General features: G+C 58.2%; 14 protein-coding genes. 7 read left to right on the top strand and 7 right to left on the bottom strand.

Annotation, left to right across the window (positions count from 1 at the left end):
- Positions 1 to 28: 28 nt before the first annotated feature.
- The 3 genes from RUESEDTHA_RS11720 to RUESEDTHA_RS11710 are packed head-to-tail and all read left to right on the top strand — an operon-like array spanning position 29 to position 3,609.
- Complete coding sequence (locus RUESEDTHA_RS11720) at positions 29 to 1,237, top strand: multidrug effflux MFS transporter (protein ID WP_180887036.1); 1,209 nt, start codon at positions 29 to 31, stop codon at positions 1,235 to 1,237.
- A gap of 57 nt (positions 1,238 to 1,294) precedes the next feature.
- Positions 1,295 to 2,959, top strand: a complete 1,665-nt coding sequence (locus tag RUESEDTHA_RS11715) for a tetratricopeptide repeat protein (protein ID WP_180887034.1) — start codon at positions 1,295 to 1,297, stop codon at positions 2,957 to 2,959.
- Complete coding sequence (locus RUESEDTHA_RS11710) at positions 2,956 to 3,609, top strand: SH3 domain-containing protein (RefSeq protein ID WP_180887032.1); 654 nt, start codon at positions 2,956 to 2,958, stop codon at positions 3,607 to 3,609. The genes RUESEDTHA_RS11715 and RUESEDTHA_RS11710 overlap by 4 nt, the downstream gene beginning before the upstream one ends.
- A gap of 30 nt (positions 3,610 to 3,639) precedes the next feature.
- Here RUESEDTHA_RS11710 and mfd read toward each other — a convergent pair whose 3' ends face one another.
- Positions 3,640 to 7,092, bottom strand: a complete 3,453-nt coding sequence (gene mfd, locus RUESEDTHA_RS11705; protein ID WP_180887030.1) for a transcription-repair coupling factor — start codon at positions 7,090 to 7,092, stop codon at positions 3,640 to 3,642.
- Between the two features lie 21 nt (positions 7,093 to 7,113).
- Complete coding sequence (locus RUESEDTHA_RS11700; protein WP_180887029.1) at positions 7,114 to 7,638, bottom strand: component of SufBCD complex; 525 nt, start codon at positions 7,636 to 7,638, stop codon at positions 7,114 to 7,116.
- Between the two features lie 120 nt (positions 7,639 to 7,758).
- Here RUESEDTHA_RS11700 and hemB point away from each other — a divergent pair, with 120 nt between their 5' ends.
- The 4 genes from hemB (at position 7,759) to RUESEDTHA_RS11680 (ending at position 12,610) form a co-directional block, all read left to right on the top strand.
- Positions 7,759 to 8,757, top strand: a complete 999-nt coding sequence (gene hemB, locus RUESEDTHA_RS11695; RefSeq protein ID WP_180887027.1) for a porphobilinogen synthase — start codon at positions 7,759 to 7,761, stop codon at positions 8,755 to 8,757.
- A 140-nt stretch (positions 8,758 to 8,897) separates the two neighbouring features.
- The gene (locus tag RUESEDTHA_RS11690) at positions 8,898 to 9,470 is read left to right on the top strand and encodes a YSC84-related protein (protein WP_180887026.1); all 573 of its coding nucleotides are present in this window, start codon (positions 8,898 to 8,900) and stop codon (positions 9,468 to 9,470) included.
- A gap of 174 nt (positions 9,471 to 9,644) precedes the next feature.
- A complete protein-coding gene (locus RUESEDTHA_RS11685) occupies positions 9,645 to 12,107 on the top strand; it encodes a penicillin acylase family protein (protein WP_180887024.1) in 2,463 nt (820 codons plus the stop codon).
- A 107-nt stretch (positions 12,108 to 12,214) separates the two neighbouring features.
- Positions 12,215 to 12,610: a nuclear transport factor 2 family protein gene (locus RUESEDTHA_RS11680; protein ID WP_180887022.1), complete on the top strand. Its 396-nt coding sequence runs from the start codon at positions 12,215 to 12,217 to the stop codon at positions 12,608 to 12,610.
- Positions 12,611 to 12,616: 6 nt separating this feature from the next.
- Here the strand turns inward: RUESEDTHA_RS11680 and RUESEDTHA_RS11675 are convergent, their stop codons facing one another.
- The 5 genes from RUESEDTHA_RS11675 to trkA form a co-directional block, all read right to left on the bottom strand.
- Entirely contained in the window at positions 12,617 to 12,901 is a 285-nt protein-coding gene (locus RUESEDTHA_RS11675) for a putative quinol monooxygenase (RefSeq protein WP_180887020.1), read from the bottom strand.
- 18 nt (positions 12,902 to 12,919) lie between these two features.
- A complete protein-coding gene (gene hflX / locus RUESEDTHA_RS11670; protein ID WP_180887019.1) occupies positions 12,920 to 14,191 on the bottom strand; it encodes a GTPase HflX in 1,272 nt (423 codons plus the stop codon).
- The gene (gene hfq / locus RUESEDTHA_RS11665) at positions 14,191 to 14,430 is read right to left on the bottom strand and encodes an RNA chaperone Hfq (protein ID WP_010440340.1); all 240 of its coding nucleotides are present in this window, start codon (positions 14,428 to 14,430) and stop codon (positions 14,191 to 14,193) included. Before hfq ends, hflX begins: the two co-directional genes overlap by 1 nt.
- A 125-nt stretch (positions 14,431 to 14,555) precedes the next feature.
- Entirely contained in the window at positions 14,556 to 16,094 is a 1,539-nt protein-coding gene (locus tag RUESEDTHA_RS11660; protein WP_180887017.1) for a TrkH family potassium uptake protein, read from the bottom strand.
- Positions 16,094 to 17,470 carry a Trk system potassium transporter TrkA gene (gene trkA / locus RUESEDTHA_RS11655; RefSeq protein ID WP_171211366.1) on the bottom strand — a complete coding sequence of 459 codons (1,377 nt, stop codon included), beginning with the start codon at positions 17,468 to 17,470 and terminating at the stop codon, positions 16,094 to 16,096. Before trkA ends, RUESEDTHA_RS11660 begins: the two co-directional genes overlap by 1 nt.
- Between the last annotated feature and the right edge of the window lie 76 nt (positions 17,471 to 17,546).

Here is a 17,546-nt window from a genome sequence, read left to right as displayed (position 1 = left end):
GATAGCGCGATCAGGTCAGGAGGGCACAATGGCCGGTCGTATGTCACGAGGAGAGTTCGTCGCACTTGTCGCGATGATGTTCGCAACAATCGCGTTCTCGATCGATTCCATGCTGCCCGCCCTGCCCGAAATCGGCGCGCAGCTCAGCCCGGATGACATCAACCAAGCGCAGTTGATCCTGACCTCATTCGTTCTGGGGATGGGGATCGGGACATTCTTTACCGGTCCGCTGTCTGATGCATTCGGGCGTAAACCAGTCATCTACGTCGGCTCTGCACTGTATATTCTCTCGGCGGCGGTGGCATGGTCCAGTTCCTCGCTTGAGATGCTGCTGATCGCGCGGATTTTTCAGGGTATCGGCTGTTCCGCCCCGCGCGTTGTTGCGATGGCAATTATCCGGGATCTGTATTCCGGCCGCGAAATGGCCCGTATTGTCTCGATCGCGATGATGATCTTTACGCTGGTTCCGGCCATCGCGCCAATGATGGGCGCCGGAATAATCGCACTGACCGGATGGCGCGGAATTTTCGCGTCTTTCGTGCTGTTTTCGCTGATCACAATCGTCTGGATGGGGCTGCGCCTGCCGGAATCTTTGGCTGCTGAAAACCGACGCCCTTTGCGTCTGCCGCTGATGCTGGACGCAGCGCGCCAGATGTTTGCACATCCAACCGTGCGGGTTTCAATTATGGTGCAGACCCTGTGCCTTGGGATGCTGTTCACTATGCTGACCATGGTGCAGCCGATCTATGACATCATCCACGACAGCGCCGAAAGCTTTCCCTTCTGGTTCGGTTTCGTGGCGCTTATGTCCGGCTCTGCCAGCCTGCTGAACGCAGCCCTTGTCATCCGTCTGGGAATGCGCCGGATCGTGACCTGGGTTCTGGGTGCGCAGATCGTTTTCACGACCTCGGTCATCGTCCTGAACAGCATAGACCTGTCACCGACCCTGTCATTCGCAGTATTCGTAAGCTGGCAAACCGCCGTGTTCTTTATGGCGGGCATGACCATGGGCAACCTGAACGCCATAGCGATGGAACCTATGGGCCATATCGCAGGCATGGCGGCCTCGGTCATTGGCGCAATCTCAACGGTTCTTGCCGCGGCGATCGCTGCACCCATTGGCCTGCTGTTCGACGGCTCAATCGCGCCTCTGGCAGCCGGGATACTGACGATGAGCACACTGGGTTTTGGCCTTATGCTGCACATGGGTCGGATCGAAAACAGATTGCCAGCCTGATCTGTGCACCCCCGGTGAATCAGGTTAACCTCCGCTCAACCCGAGTGGAGATTTTCAATGAGCGACTATTACGATCTGGGAACACATACCTGCACGGTCACAACCGCCTCGGCCGAGGCGCAGCTATGGTTCGATCGCGGGTTGGTCTGGACCTACGGCTATAACCACGATGAGGCCGTCGCCTGTTTCCAGCGCGCGGTCGAAGCCGATCCGAATTGCGCAATGGCACATTGGGGCGTCGCCTATGCCGCTGGTCCGAACTATAACGTGCCGTGGAATCTGTTGGATGAGCGCGGCAAGAATAAGGCGCTGACCCTGGCATTTGACGCGACCCAACGGGCGCTTGCTTTGGTCGATGGCTGTACCCCAGTCGAACAGGCGCTAATCCGCGCCCTGCCAACGCGTTATCCGCAGAGTGACCCGACGGACGAAATGCACCAATGGGACTACGACTTTGCAGACGCAATGCGCGCGGCATTTGCGGAACGATCCGACCATCTGGACCTGCGCACTATCTATGTTGAATCGCTGCTGAACCTCACGCCTTGGCAGATGTGGGACCTGAAATTGGGGAAACCAGCCGAGGGTGCTGCGACGCTGGAAGCCCAAAAAGCGCTGGAAGACGCCATGGCTAACGATCCAGCAGCCATGTCTCATCCCGGTCTTCTCCATCTTTATGTGCACCTGATGGAGATGTCGCCAACCCCCGAGAAAGCGTTAAAAGCGGGGGATGTTTTGCGCACATTGGTGCCTGATGCGGGCCATCTGGTGCATATGCCCACCCATATCGACGTGTTGTGCGGCCACTATCAAAACGTCGTTCATTGGAACGAAAAGGCAATCGAGGCAGATCTTAAGTATTACGAGCGCGAAGGCGCTTTCAACGTGTACACCGGCTATCGTCAGCACGATTATCACTTTGTCATCTACGGCGCGTTGTTCCTGGGTCAGATCGAACCAGCCCTGCGCGCCAATCAGGGCATGTGGGACACCACACCCGAAGAGATGCTGCGCATCGAAAGCCCGCCAATGGCGGACTACTTCGAAAGCTACATGTCCATGGGCCCTCACATCCTGATCCGTTTTGGCCGCTGGGAAGAAGCCAAGGCGCTTGAACCACCAGAAGACACCGACTTATTCCTGACCCTGACCGCGACGACCTACTATGCCCGCGCCATCGCTTTTGCGGCGACGGGACAGGTGGCCGAAGCCGAGGCCGAGGAACAGCTTTTTCTTGCTGCCAAGGCCCGCGTCCCCGACACCCGGCTGATGCACAACAACCGTGTTGTTGACCTGCTGGGGATCGCGCAAGAGATGCTGAGGGGCGAGATCGAGTACCGCAAGCAGAATTACGATGTGGCCTATGCCCATCTGCGACGCTCGGTCGAGTTGGACGATAACCTTCCTTATGATGAGCCGTGGGGCTGGATGCAGCCGACCCGTCACGCATTGGGCGCCCTGTTGTTCGAACAGGGCCACACCGCCGAAGCTGAAGCTATTTATCGTGAGGATTTGGGGCTGGGCGGTACGCTCAGCCGCGCCTCGATCCATCCCGACAATGTCTGGAGCCTTAGGGGGTTGCATGATTGCCTGAATGCGCGTGGCGAGGTCGACGAGATCAAGCAAATCAGCCAAAGGCTGGATCTGGCACTTGCCCGCGCTGACCGGGCCGTCGGCGCATCCTGCTTTTGCGCCCAAGCGGCGATGAGGGCCGCTGAATGAAGCCCCTTCTGCTTGTTGCAGCCTTTGCATGCGGTCCGGCGCTGGCGGACCGCCAGACCTTTCCCCCTGGGGATGAGGCTGACCAAGACCCAAGCCTTTTGGCGTTTCGGGCCGAGTTGTTGACCAAGGTCAAAGCGCGTGACGCTGACGCGGTCATAGCTGCGGCCTGTCCTGACATTTACCTTAGCCACGGCGGGAATGGCGGCCCCGAAGAGTTCCAAGAGCTTCTGGCCCCCGATCCGACCACCGTGTCGGACCAAGGAGGCGAGACCTATTGGTCCGATCTTGAAAACACCTTGTTACAGCCCGGCTATTTCGACGAAGACGGTGAGTTCTGGATGCCGCATCAGTGGCAGATCACCCTGCCCGCCACGCTAGACCCTTATATGGCTTATTTCGTCAATGCGTCGGACGTGACTTTGCGCCAGTCTCCAAACCGGGGCGCGCCTATTCTGGATCTGATCAGCCACGAGGTCGTCATCGTCCGGGACTATTCCGAGATTGACGATTACCAGCAGGTTTTGCTGACCGATGGCGGCCAGGGCTACATGCACAGCATGTTTCTATGGCCGATGGTCGGGTATCGCGCCGCATTCGCCAAGTCAGAGGGCGGTCAATGGCAATTATGCACCTTCGTCGCCGGTGACTAAGGCGTCACCGGCCCGACTGAGCAATATGATTTAGGTTTTGGCCTTTTTCTCTGCCATAACCTTTTCGGCCAGGTCCTGTGCAATAGAGAAGGCGCCTTTGATTTTGTCGCTGTCCTTCTTCCAGTCACGCCGCACGACGATCTTGTTGTCTTTGACCTTGGCCAACCCGCGCTGGTTCTGGATGAAATCGACCAATCCCTGAGGTGACGCGAATTTGTCATTGTGGAACTGGATCGTCGCGCCCTTGGGCCCGCCATCCAGCTTTGCAATACCCGCGCGTTTGCACATAGCTTTGATGCGCACGACCAGCATTAGTGTATTCACCTCTTTCGGCAATTTTCCAAAACGGTCGATCAGTTCCGCCGCGAAGCCTTCCAGTTCAACCTTGGTCGAGAGCGATGACAGGCGACGATAGAGGCCCAGACGAACATCCAGATCGGGCACGTAGTCCTCGGGGATCAAAACCGGCACACCCAGATTGATCTGCGGGGCCCATTGGTCATCGCTGTCTGACAGCCCTTCCATCTCACCGGCTTTGATCTTGGCAATCGCCTCTTCCAGCATCGACTGGTAGAGTTCATAGCCCACATCGCGCATTTGCCCCGATTGTTCTTCGCCCAGCAGGTTACCCGCGCCGCGAATGTCCAAGTCTTGGCTGGCCAGCGTGAACCCCGCCCCCAGCGTATCCAGCGAGCCCAGAACGCGCAGACGTTTCTCGGCCGTGGCAGACAGCCTCTGGCGCGGTTTTGTGGTTAGATAGGCATAAGCGCGGGTTTTTGAGCGCCCCACCCGACCACGGATTTGATAGAGCTGCGCGAGGCCGAACATATCCGCCCGGTGCACAACCATCGTGTTCGCGGTTGGGATATCCAGCCCACTTTCGACAATCGTGGTGGCCAGCAGAACGTCGTATTTGCCGTCGTAAAAGGCGTTCATCCGGTCATCAAGTTCGCCCGCTGCCATCTGACCATGGGCCACCATATAGGTCAGTTCCGGCAGTTGTTCTTTTAGAAATTCCTCAATCTCGGGCAGGTCAGAGATGCGCGGAACGACGTAAAAACTCTGGCCGCCGCGATAATGTTCACGCAGCAGCGCCTCGCGGATCGTCACCGCGTCGAACTCGCTGACATAGGTGCGGATCGCCAGACGGTCGATGGGCGGCGTGCCGATGATCGACAAGTCGCGCACACCGGTCAACGAAAGTTGCAGGGTACGCGGGATCGGCGTGGCGGTCAGGGTCAGGACGTGGATGTCGCTGCGCAGTTGCTTCAACCGTTCTTTGTGACCGACGCCGAAATGCTGTTCTTCGTCGATGATCAGCAAGCCCAGATTGTTGAACCGGATGCCCTTGGCAAGCAGTGCGTGGGTGCCGATCACAATATCCACTGTGCCACGCGCCAGCCCGTCGCGTGTTTGCTGCGCCTCTTTCGCTGAGACAAAGCGCGACAACTGCCGCACCTCCAGCGGGAATCCCCGAAACCGTTCCTTGAAGCTGGCCGCATGCTGGCGGGCCAGCAGCGTGGTTGGTGCGATCACCGCCACTTGCACGCCGGACATGGCGGCGACAAAAGCCGCTCGCATGGCAACCTCAGTCTTGCCAAAGCCCACATCACCGCAGATCAGGCGATCCATCGGCGCGCCCGAATGCATATCCTCCATCACCTCGGAGATCGCGCGCAACTGATCGTCGGTCTCCTGATAAGGGAAACGGGCGCTGAATTCCTCCCATGCGTGGGGCGGAGGATCCATGACGGGCGCTTTGCGCAGCGCGCGTTCGGCGGCGATGCGGATCAGCTTGTCCGCCATCTCGCGGATGCGCTCTTTCAGCTTGGCTTTCTTAGCCTGCCATGCGCCACCACCCAGACGGTCCAGCAACCCTTCGTCGTGGCCGTATTTCGACAGCAGTTCGATATTCTCAACCGGCAGGTACAGTTTCGACTGTTCGGCATATTCCAGCAGCAGGCACTCATGGGCGGCACCGGCAGCCGTGACGACCTCCATCCCCATATAACGCCCGATGCCGTGATCCACATGCACCACAAGATCGCCGGGCGTTAGGGATTGGGTCTCAGTCAGGAAGTTCTCGGCCTTGCGGCGTTTCTTGGGTTGACGGATCAGGCGATCACCCAGCACGTCTTGTTCGGCAATCACCGTCAGGTCGGGGGTCTGGAACCCATGCTCCAGCGCCCAAACAGCCAGATGCAGGCCCCGTTTGCCAACGCGGGTGCCATCGGTGACGGGGATCGCCTCGGCCAGCCCCTCATCCTCGATCAGCCCGGTCAGACGTTCGCGTGCGCCTTCGGAATAAGACGCGATCAGCACCGGGCCTTTGGCCATTTTGTCGGTGATATGCGCAGCTAGGGCACCAAACAGGCTGATGCTTTCCTGCTGCCTTTCGGGTGCAAAGTTTCGACCGATCCGTCCGCCTGCGTCGATCACGCCCGGTCCGCTGGCTTGCGGCAGGGGGCTGAACTGCAGAACCCGCCGGTCGCCAATCGCCTGTTCCCACGAAACATCGTCCAGATACAACAATCCGGGTGGCGTCGGCTTATACACCGTATCCATGCGGGATCGGTTTTCCAAAGCCAAACACCGGGTTTCATACTGATCGGCAATCGTATCCCACCGCGCAAGACGCGCGGGCGTCACCTGATCATCCAGCGAGATCGTCGCCCCCGGCAGATAGTCGAAAAGTGTCTCCAGCCTTTCGTGAAAGAACGGTAACCAGTGTTCGACACCTTGATGCTTGCGCCCCGCGCTGACGGCCTCATACAAAGGATCATCCGTCCCCGCCGCACCAAATTCGATGCGGTAATTCTGGCGGAACCGGGTAATTGCGGCTTCGTCCAGAATAACCTCGGACACCGGAGCTAATTCCACGACCTCAAGCTTTTCAGTCGTTCGTTGCGAGACAGGATCGAACCGGCGCGCACCATCCAGAACATCGCCGAACAGGTCCAGCCGCACGGGACCGGACTCACCGGGCGGGAAAATGTCGATGATACCGCCGCGAACCGCATAATCTCCGGGCTCCATCACGGTGGGGCTTTGGGTAAATCCCATGCGGACCAGAAACGCGCGCAGGGCCTGTTCATCGACACGATGATTCACGCGTGCGGTAAAGGCAGATTGTCTTAGCACGTCCCGCGCCGGAACGCGCTGTGTTGCCGCGTTCAGGGTTGTCAGCAAAACGAAACGTTCTGGCATCTGGTGGACCAGAGCTGCCAATGTCGCCACCCGCGCCGCCGCGATATCCGCATTCGGCGACACCCGATCGTATGGCAGGCAATCCCAGCCGGGAAACACAAATACGGGAACGCCCGGCGCGAAGAAAGCCAGCGCCGCGCGCATCGCTTCCATCCGCTTGTCATCACGCGCAACATGACAGACCGGACCACCGCTCCGGGTCATTTCGTTCAGAACAAGCTGTGCGTCAAACCCTTCGGGGGCGCCGCCAACCGTCACATGGTTCGGAGCCGTCATCGCCTTGCCTTTCCGAATTCTCTATCCCAGAACGCCGATGGAAAAGTTCTGATACATACCCCAAAGCGATGTGATCAAGATCGAAATTATTCCGACGATCTGCGTATAGATTCTGCATCGCGTGAGAATTTTTGACACGACATCCATGCCCGGTTCGGTCCGTTGTAACTTGCGCGCCGCGGATATGTTGATCAGCATCACCACACAAAGCGGAAACAAAAGCAAAAAGACCGCCTGCGCGAACTCAACCCCATAGAAAAACCCAAGTATCGCCAGCCCGGAAAAGAAAAAGCAACTTAATGCCAAGATGACCAGCCCGGACACATCCACGATGTAAAGAAGCCGGTTTTTGTTGATCCTGACGATATCCAACAGGTCTTCTTCAGCCTGTCCACCGATGCGGCGCGCGCGAACGACCAGGTCATAAGGCACCCCCATGGCCCAGTGGCTTGCCGACGACCATAGAACGGCCAAACCGATCCAGTACCAAAGGTTGGAAAAGCTGCGCATGTCGATGAGTTCAAAAATCGAAGAGTATAAGTCCACGCGTCTGCCCTTTGTTCACTGTCCTTAGGGACCCTCTTCGCACAGGCGCGTCCATCGTTACCCTTGAGACTACGCGGAATTCATGCCACCCAATGCGGGAATATTCAAGGAGAGCGCGACATGAAACCGACCATCGCCCCTTTTCCATTGGCTCGTTTCCGTAGAGCGCGGCAATCTCAGGCCATTCGAGGCCTAGTGCGCGAAAACACACTGACCACAGATGACCTGATCTGGCCGGTATTTGTGCGTGACGGCGAAGGGATTGAAGAACCGGTGCCCTCCATGCCTGGCGTTGTGCGGCGGTCCGTCGATTTGATTGCAAAGGCCGCAGTCGAAGCGCAAGCGCTTGGAATACCTGCGATCTGCATCTTTCCTTACACAGACCCCAGCCTAAAAACCGAAGACTGTGCCGAGGCGTGGAATCCCGACAACCTGTCGAACCGTGCCATTCGCGCCATCAAATCCGCGGCTCCGGATATTGCAGTGATGACGGATGTGGCATTGGACCCCTACAACATCAACGGTCACGACGGGTATGTCGTCGATGGCGAGATTGTGAACGATCAGACAGTCGAGGCGCTGGTGAAGATGACGCTGGCCCAGGCCGACGCGGGTGCTGACATCATCGGGCCATCTGACATGATGGACGGCCGGATCGGGGAAATGCGCCGCGCGCTGGAATCCGCAGGCCACCAGAATGTGATGATCCTGAGCTACGCCGCCAAATACGCCAGCGCCTTCTATGGTCCGTTCCGTGATGCGGTCGGCGCGTCTGGTGCGCTGACGGGTGACAAGAAGACCTACCAGATGGATCCGGCCAATTCGAACGAGGCCATGCGCCTGATCGAACGTGATCTGACGGAAGGCGCTGATATGGTCATGATCAAGCCGGGCATGCCCTATCTGGACATCTGCCGACGCGTCAAAGACACGTTTGGCGCCCCCACTTATGCCTATCAGGTGTCCGGTGAATACGCGATGATTCAGGCGGCTACGCAGAACGGCTGGATCGATGGGGAAAAGGTCATGCTGGAAAGCCTTCTCGCGTTCAAGCGCGCGGGATGTGACGGCATTCTGACCTACTTTGCCCCAGAGGCCGCTCGGCACCTTCAGGGCTAAGACCTCAAACTGTCGCGATAATTCGCCTATTGTGATCGGGGGTGATGCAGCTTTCCCGTGACACGTAGACTCAATAGGCGTATCCTTGCCCATAAGATCGGGAACACCCGACAATTCAGGCAGTCATACAGAGAAAAAACATGAGCAGTTCCAATCCCATTCGACTAAGTCGTCGTGGCTTTGCCATTGGCATGGCCGGGCTGACCCTGACCGCAGCTTGCGGCAACGGTGTCGGCAACTCGAACGCGGCAACGATCGACGCGCGCGTCGATGCCACGCTGACCGAAATGTATTCACGCTATCCGAACACGGTGGAAATCGCGGAAAAAGCCAACGGTATGCTGGTTATGCCTTTGATAACCGAAGCCGGGTTTGTTTTTGGCGGCGGTTACGGCCGTGGCGCATTACGGATCAATGGCGCGACCGTGGACTACTATTCTGCTGTAAAAGGCACCGCCGGATTGCAGGTCGGCGCGCAGCAATACGCCCACGTCCTGTTCTTCATGACACAGGACGCGCTGAATGACTTCCGTCGTTCCAGTGGATGGACGGCTGGCGCTGATATCGGCTACGTGGTCAGCGATCAGGGGGATTCTCTTTCGACCAACACAACAACGTTGCGTTCCCCGGTACTGGCCGCTGTCTTCGGTCAGGCGGGTCTGCAGATCGGCGCAACCGTCGATGGCACGAAATACACGCGGATCATCCCATAACACAGCACTAACCCCCTCAGTGCTTAACCCCTGCCATGGACATATCTCTGTGGCAGGGGTTTTTCTTTGCGACGTTGCGCAAAGTTTCACAATCTTCCGGCGTTCCTCTTTCGGTTGGGATGGGCTTCCACTAATCTGAAGCCAAACGGAGATAGATCAGAAAATGGGCCTCAGATGGGATTAGTATTTCGTTGGCTGGTGCGCCTCGCCACGGGCCTCGTTCTTCTTAGTCTAGCCGCTGTCATTCTGGTCTACTTTCTGGCTAGTCAGTCCCTGCCCGAATACGATCAAACCGTCGAGGTACGTGGGCTGACAGCGCCCGTGGAAATCGTGCGTGATACCGCCAATGTGCCGCATATTCTGGGCGAGACTGACCCGGATGTCTTCTTCGGGCTTGGGTACGCGCATGCGCAGGACCGGCTTTGGCAAATGACCGTCCTGCGACGCACCGCCCAAGGGCGCTTGTCCGAAGTGTTCGGCGCGCGCACGGTATCCATCGACAAGTTACTGCGTCGGCTTGATCTTTATGGACTTGCCCATCGCTCGGTCGACGTGCAGGACGGTTATACCAAGGCCGCGCTGCGCGCCTACGCGGCCGGTGTCAACGCGCGGCTGGACGAAATCAACGAGATGGCGCTTGGGCGTGGCGCGCCCGAGATGTTCCTGTTCAATGCGCCTGTTTCCCCTTGGCAACCCGGTGACAGCCTCGCTGTGATCAAATTGATGAGCCTTCAGTTGTCCGGCCACCTTGAGGACGAAGTTCTGAGGGCGCGCACCTCGCTCATGCTGAACACCCCGGCGCGGCTGGCCGATATCCTGCCCGATGTACCGGGTGCCGGAATTGCGGCCCTGCCCGAATATGCTGCCCTGTTTCCGGGTTTGCCCCGATATGCAGCCGGATCGCCGATGCCAGACAGTCCGCTTTCGCCATTCCCGAAACGTGGATTAGCCGGGGCATCAAACGCCTGGACTGCCGCACCATCACGATCGGCCATTGGCGGGACGCTGCTGGCGAACGACCCTCATCTGGGCTTCACCGCACCCGGAATTTGGTATCTGGCCCGGCTGGAACTTGAAAAAGGTGGCGTCATCGGCGCAACGATTCCGGGCATTCCTTCGGTCATGGCGGGGCGCAGCGATCGGCTGGGATGGGGACTGACCTCATCTTACCTGGATGATCAGGACGTTCATATTGAACAGCTCAACCCTGACAATCCCGAAGAATACCTGACCCCGGATGGGTACAAGTCATTCCGAACCCGCCCGTCGATCATCGAGATCAAGGATGAGGCGCCCATCACGCTGACCCTGCGATGGACGGAGAATGGCCCCGTTCTGCCCGGCAGCCACTACGATCTGGGAACCATCACACCGCAGGGCCACGTTGCATCGCTGTCCTGGACGGCCCTAAGTGCGCAAGACACGTCAATGACCGCGTCAATGGCCTTGATGAATTCAGATACCGTGCCGCAGGCGATTGACGCAGCCGAACTGTTTATCGCCCCATCTCAAAACCTTTCACTGGTGGATAAGGACACGATCGGCATGAAGCTGATCGGGGCCATGCCCAAGCGCGACCTGCGCAATCAAAGCCGTGGACGCATCCCCACCCCCGGATGGCTGACCGAGAACCGCTGGCAGGGCCGCCTGCCCTATGCGGACAACCCCGAGTTTGTGGCCCCCGCCGGTGGCATACTGGGCAACACAAACAACAAGATCATAGACCGCCCCTTCCCCGAGCATGTTTCATATGAATGGGGTGACACGCAGCGCATTCACCGCTGGGAACGCCTAATGCAATCGCGCGAGGTTCACACACGCGACAGCTTTATCGAGGCGCAACTGGACACCGTCAGCTTTACCGCTCGCTCGCTGCTGCCCTTGATTGGCGCGGACCTGTGGTTCACCGGAGCATCGGCCCCAGAAGGCACGCCCGAGCGTCAGCGCCAGATCGCGCTGGGATTGCTGGCCGAGTGGAATGGCGAGATGAACGAACATCTGCCCGAACCTCTTATCTATGCCGCTTGGCTGCGTGCGCTGCAAATCCGCCTGATCTCGGACGAGCTTGGCCCGTTGGCTGCTGAATACAAACATGTTGAGCCGCTGTTCATTGAACGTGTTTACCGTGACATCGACGGCTCGGCAGTATGGTGTGACGTGCGTCAAAGTGCACCCACGGAAACCTGCACCGACATGGCGCGGCTGGCGCTGGACGACGCGCTGATCTGGATTTCCGAGAAATATGGCGGGTCGCTGGAATCCCTGCGCTGGGGCGACGCGCATCAGGCGACCCATGACCACCCGGTTCTGGGCTCGGTCCCGGTTCTGCGGTTCTTCGTCAATATCCGCCAATCCACCAGCGGTGGCGACAACACCCTACTGCGCGGCCGCACTTCGGGCGAAGGGCCAGACCCGTTCCAGAACGTGCACGGCGCGGGCTATCGGGGCGTTTATGATTTCGCGGACCCTGACAGTTCGGTCTTCATCACAGCCACTGGTCAATCGGGCCATTTCCTGTCACGCTACTATGACGATCAGGCACAACTTTGGCGGCGTGGGGAGTATATTCCGATGTCGCTGGATCTTGATCTGGCCCGTGCAGCGGCAGTTGGTGTGACGAATTTGATCCCGCGCTGATTTCGTCTGTTCGGCAAGACCTTGCCCCTTTTTCACGGTTGCGTGGACGCAGCCCCTTGTTTTGGCTTACGATCCCAGTGGTCATTGATTGGAACCGGGGGGTATTCATGGCCAGTATTCGGGATATGTTGAACAACCTCGCACGGGATTACGCGATCGCGTGGAGCTCGGGCGACCCCGAAGCGGTCGCCGGTTTCTTTGCACCGGACGGAACAATCACTGTCAATCGTGGTGATCCATTTGTCGGACGCTCGGCAATCGCGGATATGGCGCGCGGGTTCTTTGACGAGTTTGTCGACCTAGAAGTTCGATGCGATATGTTGAGATGGGCCGGAACCCACGCAATCTTTGTCTGGACACTGGAAGGGCACCACGCCGAAACCCGCAATCACGTCATCACTCGGGGTTGGGAAGAATGGGACATGACAGCCGACAACAAGGTTCAGTCTTCGATGTGGTGGTACGACGCCGAAGACTATCAGCGGCAAATCGACGGGGCTTGACCCAACCTACCCCTTGGTAATCTGGTAGGTACGTGGGATGCCCTGTGTGATCCTGAACCAGTCCGAGTTTTGCGTGCGTTCCTGATGCGCATCAAACGACGCTTGATCCCGAAACACCTCGTTGACGTTAAACCGACCTGGGGTTTCCACGTCTTCGGTGACTTCGAAGGACAGGCACCCCGGTTCCGCCCGTGTCAGCGCAATATGCTTGGGCAAGGCGGCGCGTACCTGCTCAAGACGATCTATCGGTACGTCGATATGACCAGTCAAAAAGACCTTGCTTTCGGACACTGTGCCCCCCTCGTCAGCTCAAAGCGCCGCGAACTGCGCGGCTTGCTTGTCGGTCCACAGAACCGTTATCTGGAACCCGTCCTCTGTCTGCTTTTCGGATCGGACGACGTCTTGACGGAATAGCCACGCGCGCTTGTCGCCTTCGGCAAATCCAAGGGACAACGTGCTTTCTTGCCTTACGCCCTGCAGTTTGACCGCGATATCGGCCAATAGCGGCTCTATCCCCTCACCCGTTACTGCTGAAATCGCAAAGATCGCAGGATCGCGATCCGAACGCGCAATGGCAGCTTCGCGATCCTCATCGCTTAGCAGGTCGATCTTGTTCCAAACCTCAAGTCGTGGACGTTCATCATCAACGCCAAGCGAGCTCAGGATCATTTCGACATCCCGCGCCTGTTCGTCGGTTTCGTCATGGCTGATATCGCGCACATGAACAATGATATCAGCGCCCAGAACCTCTTCCAGCGTGGCGCGGAATGCCGCGACCAGCTCGGTCGGCAGGTTCGAGATGAACCCAACTGTGTCCGACAGGATCACCTCGGGGCCGTCAGGCAGTTCAACCCGGCGCATGGTCGGGTCCAACGTGGCGAACAACATGTCCTTGGCCATCACCTCGGCCCCCGTCAGGCGGTTGAACAGAGTGGATTTTCCGGCGTTGGTATAGCCCACCAGCGCCACAATCGGATACGGCACCTTGGCGCGTGCGGCCCGGTGCAGAGTCCGCGTCTTGACCACCTTCTGCAATTGCCGCCGCAAACGCACAAGCTGTTCGTCAATGGCGCGCCGGTCGGCTTCGATCTGGGTTTCACCGGGTCCGCCGACAAATCCAAGCCCGCCCCGCTGCCGCTCAAGGTGAGTCCACGCCCGAACCAGACGCGTCCGCTGATAGCTGAGCGCGGCCATCTCGACCTGAAGAACACCCTCGCGGGTACGCGCGCGGTCGCTGAAAATCTCGAGGATCAGCCCCGTCCGATCAAGGATTTTGACCTTCCAAGCTTTTTCAAGGTTGCGCTGCTGGACGGGCGTAACCGGCCCGTCGATCAGAACCAGTTCGATTTTGTTGTCGTGCAGCCGTTCTGCCAATTCATCAATCTTGCCGCTGCCGAACAGCAACCCGGGCTGGGCGCGTTGCAGGCGCACGATTTCCGATCCAACCACATCAAGATCGGGCAAAGCGGCGGCAAGTGCCACCGCCTCTTCCAGCGCTGGTTCAGGGACACGGCGCTGTTCATCTGACTTGATTTCCGGATGCAGCACCCAAGCGCGGGTGCGCGTCCTATCGTGTTCCATCAAGAGGCGTCTTCGCCCTCATATAGGCTGATCGGCTGCGACGGCATGATGGTCGAAATCGCGTGCTTGTAGACCAACTGCGACTGTCCGTCGCGGCGCAACAACACGCAGAAGTTATCGAACCAGGTAATCACACCCTGCAATTTTACACCGTTGATCAGGAAAATTGTGACCGGGACCTTTGCTTTCCGTACATTATTCAGGAACGCGTCCTGCAGATTCTGTCTGTCCGAAGCCATATTTTTATAATCTCGCCATTGTTCTTGCTACGCGCTGCGGACCAACGCGCTCCCTCCGGCGGAGTATGGAGTGTCGTTAACCGAGTTTCCAGATGAAAAATAAGTCATTCTGCGGGTGTGGATTCTTAGCCCCGCCAAAGTGTTGGCGTTATCAGCGCGACAATCGCCAGTGTTTCAAGCCGACCAATGACCATTGCGGCGCACATTGTAAGCTTGGCCCCCGCCGATAAATCCACCAGCCGCAATGGAACATCCGTGGCCAGTTCGATCAACGGCCCGGTCGTACTAAGCGCGGCAACCGTCAAAACCATCGCCTGTTCAAACCCAGCCCCGGTCGCTGCCAGCAGCAAGTTGAAAGCCGCAGCGGTCAGCGCGAACATCATCAAAAATATCCAAGCGATAAAGGCACCATCGCTTTGGATGCGTCTGTTGCCGCCGCCCACCCCGCTGACCGAAGACGGATAGATCAGCCGATCAATTTCGCGCGCGCCGTTGAGGTACAGGGCAAACACGCGCAACAGTTTGACGCCACCTGCCGTTGTCGCAACGCCCCCACCAATCAGCGCCAGCCCCATCAGTATCAGACCGGGTGTGCCCAAGCCGGACAGTTGCTGCGCGTCGTTCCAGTTGGCGCTTTCGAATCCCGCTGTCGTAAGAAAGGACAAGGCCGTGAATGTCATGCCCCAGATAACATTCAACGCCTGCAGCGGCTCCATCGTGTTGCCAATTTCGTTCACACCCGCCCACACACGAATGAACAGAAGTATCGCAACCGAAAGGACAATCATCAGCCCGATCCGAAACTCCGGGTCCTTGTCCAGCCGAGAATACCCGGTCATGGCTGTATCGGTCGAAAACGTCAGACGGGAGAGCGCGAAGAAGAGAAACAGAAACAAAATCGCCTCGCCGGTAATTCCCGCCTGTGCGCCCTCAAGCCCCCCCACAGGAGAAATGCCGGACGTGGCCATGGTAGACATGGCATGGCAGATCGCGGTCAAACCCTGCTCACCCGCGATCAGCAGAAGCAACCAGATCACCGCCGTCAGACCGGCGTAGACTGGTGTCAGAGCACGCGCGACACGTATCAGCCGACCACGCGGATCGACCTTTTCACTCTGCGCCACGCCGGAAACGGGTCGCCCCGGCTGCCCTCGGGCGGTTACTTCGAACCCACCCAGTGACAAGGGTGCCAGAATAGCTGCGGCAGAAATCCACATCAGCAGGCCACCCATCCATCCCACTTGCGCCCGCCATAGATGTAGCGGGGCGGTCAATCGGTCAGGGTCGGGAAAAATGTCTGCTCCGGTCGTCGTCAATGCGCTGACCATGTCGAAATACGCATTCAGGAACGTAGTGTTCCCCAAGGCATCATGCAGCGGTATCGCCAGAAAGACCGGCAGGATTGTGAAGCAGGCCAGTAACACAGCCAACTGCCCCAATGTGCCGCGCCTTGGAACCCGGTTGGATGATGCAAGAGCAACGGTTGCTACGACAAACAATCCCAACAACCCCGAATAGAAAAATGATCGGGATGTGTCGTGGTCATCCAGCGCGAGCGCATAGATCGCCGGGACCCACATCGACAAAGCAGCGATGCCCCAGATGAGCAGGAACAACGGCAATCGCCGCACCAGCCCGATCCTGTGTGCCTGCGCCCGCTCCATCAGAAGAAATCAATCGAGACCTGTAGCAACCGTTCGACCTCGGGCACGTCCTTGGCCATGGCAAAGATGGCGACTACGTCTTTTTCCTCGATCCGCAGGCTGCCTGTTGGCCGAAACAACTCTTCCCCTTTGCGAACCGCGCCAACAAGGACACCTTCGGGAAAGTCGATATCGCGCAACCGCTGCCCTGCCATCGGTGAGGTGGATAGAACCTCGGCCTCGATCACTTCGGCCTCGGCATCGCCGATGGAATACACCTGCCGAACACGTCCATGGCGAATGTGACGCAAGATCGAGCTGACCGTGGTCGCGCGCGGGTTAATATAGGCGTCAATTCCCAAAGGCCCCATCAAAGCGACCATGCTGGGATCATTGATCAGCGCAATCGCCAATGCACAGCCTTCGGCCTTGGCGCGCACGGCGGCAAGCATGTTGGCACGGTCGTCGTCGGTGACCGCAAGCATCGCGTCGGCGCGCTCAATCCCGGCCTCGCGCAGCAAGGCGGCATCAAGCCCGTCGCCATTCAGAACAATCGTACGTTCCAGCGCCTCAGCCGCGAGTTCCGCGCAATTGCGGTCCCGTTCGATGATTTTGGCACGCACGCGGCTTTCGCGTTCTTCCAGCGTCCGGGCAACTTCGAGCCCTACATTGCCGCCGCCGACTATTACGACGCGATCCTGTTTCTTTTGTGCCTTTCCGAACACTTCCATCGTTCGGTCCACGTCTTTGACATTGGCAAAGACATAGCATTCGTCATCGACGAAAAGTTGATCCTCGGATTCCGGAGCAAATAGGGTGCCCTCACGCCGCACCCCGACGACAACCGAGCTGAGCGTGGAAAACAGATCCGTCAATTGCCGCAAAGGGGTGTTCACAATTGGGCAATCCTCGTCGATGCGAATCCCCAAAAGCTGCGCCTGACCGTCCATGAACATTTCGGTATCAAAGGCTGAAGGTGCAGAAAGGCGGCGCATGGCGGCGGCTGCAACCTCTCGCTCTGGACTGATCACCACGTCGATAGGAAGGTGATCCCGGCGGTAAAGATCCGAATGGATCGCCTCAAGGTAAGATTTTGACCGCAGTCGCGCGATTTTCCGCTGAATCGAGAATACCGAATGCGCCATTTGGCAGGTGACCATATTCACCTCATCCGAATGGGTGGCTGCAATGATCATCTCAGCGTCGCGCGCACCTGCGCGCTCCAACACGTCTGGGTAGCTGGCGAATCCAGCGATGCCCTGAACGTCCAGTGTTTCCGTTGCCCGACGCACGAGGTCCGGGTTATTGTCCACAACTGTTACATCATTCAATTCACCCGACAGGTGCCGTGCAATCTGCCAGCCAACCTGACCGGCACCGCATATGATGACCTTCATGTTTTTGGCCCTCTTGCCTGAAATCTTTGAATGACAGATGCCCTTATAGCGGTCAATTGAATTGTCATACCTGTCC

This window comes from Ruegeria sp. THAF57, assembly GCF_903914075.1.
In the GTDB taxonomy this organism is placed as follows: domain Bacteria; phylum Pseudomonadota; class Alphaproteobacteria; order Rhodobacterales; family Rhodobacteraceae; genus Ruegeria.
This window is presented reverse-complemented; position numbering and strand designations above follow the sequence as displayed.

What these genes read in the sequence shown, in the direction of transcription:
- RUESEDTHA_RS11720 (WP_180887036.1), top strand. Translation starts at nt 29, where the DNA reads ATGGCCGGTCGTATGTCACGAGGAGAGTTCGTCGCACTTGTCGCGATG.
- RUESEDTHA_RS11715 (WP_180887034.1), top strand. Translation starts at nt 1,295, where the DNA reads ATGAGCGACTATTACGATCTGGGAACACATACCTGCACGGTCACAACC.
- RUESEDTHA_RS11710 (WP_180887032.1), top strand. Translation starts at nt 2,956, where the DNA reads ATGAAGCCCCTTCTGCTTGTTGCAGCCTTTGCATGCGGTCCGGCGCTG.
- mfd (WP_180887030.1), bottom strand. Translation starts at nt 7,092, where the DNA reads ATGACGGCTCCGAACCATGTGACGGTTGGCGGCGCCCCCGAAGGGTTT.
- hemB (WP_180887027.1), top strand. Translation starts at nt 7,759, where the DNA reads ATGAAACCGACCATCGCCCCTTTTCCATTGGCTCGTTTCCGTAGAGCG.
- RUESEDTHA_RS11690 (WP_180887026.1), top strand. Translation starts at nt 8,898, where the DNA reads ATGAGCAGTTCCAATCCCATTCGACTAAGTCGTCGTGGCTTTGCCATT.
- RUESEDTHA_RS11685 (WP_180887024.1), top strand. Translation starts at nt 9,645, where the DNA reads ATGGGATTAGTATTTCGTTGGCTGGTGCGCCTCGCCACGGGCCTCGTT.
- RUESEDTHA_RS11680 (WP_180887022.1), top strand. Translation starts at nt 12,215, where the DNA reads ATGGCCAGTATTCGGGATATGTTGAACAACCTCGCACGGGATTACGCG.
- hflX (WP_180887019.1), bottom strand. Translation starts at nt 14,191, where the DNA reads ATGGAACACGATAGGACGCGCACCCGCGCTTGGGTGCTGCATCCGGAA.
- hfq (WP_010440340.1), bottom strand. Translation starts at nt 14,430, where the DNA reads ATGGCTTCGGACAGACAGAATCTGCAGGACGCGTTCCTGAATAATGTA.
- RUESEDTHA_RS11660 (WP_180887017.1), bottom strand. Translation starts at nt 16,094, where the DNA reads ATGGAGCGGGCGCAGGCACACAGGATCGGGCTGGTGCGGCGATTGCCG.
- trkA (WP_171211366.1), bottom strand. Translation starts at nt 17,470, where the DNA reads ATGAAGGTCATCATATGCGGTGCCGGTCAGGTTGGCTGGCAGATTGCA.